The organism is Pontibacter sp. HJ8 (assembly GCF_054824225.1).
Genome location: NZ_JSYF01000565.1, coordinates 1 through 1,308, shown reverse-complemented (window position 1 = coordinate 1,308; position 1,308 = coordinate 1). Strand labels below are relative to the sequence as shown.

1 protein-coding gene is annotated in these 1,308 nt (G+C 57.8%); it reads left to right on the top strand.

Annotated elements, in window-relative coordinates:
• On the top strand, window positions 1-1,240 hold a 1,240-nt coding region (locus OB13_RS19410), incomplete at its 5' end, for a DEAD/DEAH box helicase (RefSeq protein ID WP_461491841.1).
• Window positions 1,241-1,308 lie beyond the last annotated feature (68 nt).

Genomic DNA, 1,308 nt, shown 5'->3' with positions numbered 1-1,308 from the left:
GGCTAAACAGATCGATGAGCAGGTAGAAGGCCTGGGTTATTTTGCACCTGTAAGCTCCATTGCCATTTATGGCGGCAGCAAAGGCGATGAGTGGGAGCAGCAGAAGCGTGCCCTGACCGGCGGAGCCGACATCATCATCGCGACACCCGGCCGCCTGATGTCGCACATGGCCATGGGCTATGTGAAACTGGATCAGCTGCAGTACCTGGTGCTCGACGAGGCCGACAAAATGCTGGACATGGGCTTTATGGATGACATCCTGAAGATCGTGCGCTCGCTGCCAAAGGAACGCCAGACCATGCTCTTCTCAGCCACCATGCCGAAAAAGATCCGGGACCTGGCCCAGCAGATCCTGCAGGAGCCGGCAGAGATCAACCTGGCTATCTCGAAGCCTGCCGAAGGTATAGACCAGCGCCTGTACCTCACCTACGATAACCAGAAACTGCCGGTGCTCGAGCACCTGATCCGTGAACTGGACGTGCAGAGTATGATCATTTTCACTTCCCGCAAGTCAAACGTCTCCCAGATCGTGCGCTCCCTGCAAAAAATGGGCTTCCCGGCCGAAGGCATAAGCTCTGACCTGGTACAGGATGAACGCGAGAAGGCCTTGCAGGGCTTCAAGAACAAAAAATACAAGATCCTGGTGGCAACCGATATTCTTTCCAGAGGGATTGATATCGACAGCCTGAGCCATGTTCTGAACTTCGATATGCCGCAGGACGCCGAGGACTATGTGCACCGTGTCGGCCGTACAGCCCGTGCCGCATCAACCGGTATGGCCATCACGTTTGTGAACGAGAAGGACATGTACCGTGTGCGCAAAGTAGAGCAACTCATCGAGCGCGAACTGCCGAAGCTCCCCTTGCCGGAGGGCTTTGGTGCAGCACCTGCCTACGACCCGACCCGCCGCTTTGATGACAAAGGCGGCAGAGGCGGCGGCCGGCCTGGTGGTGGCAGATCCTCCGGAGGAGGCCGACCTGCGGGCGGTGGCGGCAGAGACCGCAACCAGCGCAGAGGCCCCAAACCTGAAAGAGCCGGCGGACCACACAAAGAAGGCAACGACCGCCCGCATAAGCTGGCCACCCAGGCGCCGCGCGCCGAAGGCGAGCGAGCCCCGCGGGCAGAAGGCCAGGAAGGTGGCAACAAGCCGAACCGGAACCGGAATAGAAACCGCAACAAGCCATCTAACCCGAAGCCGCAGGACAACGGCCAGCAGGTTCCACAGGACAATAATTCATAAAACAAGAAGAGCCGCTTTTAAGAGCGGCTCTTCTTGTTTATACCTATACCTATACTCTGGAATAAGCT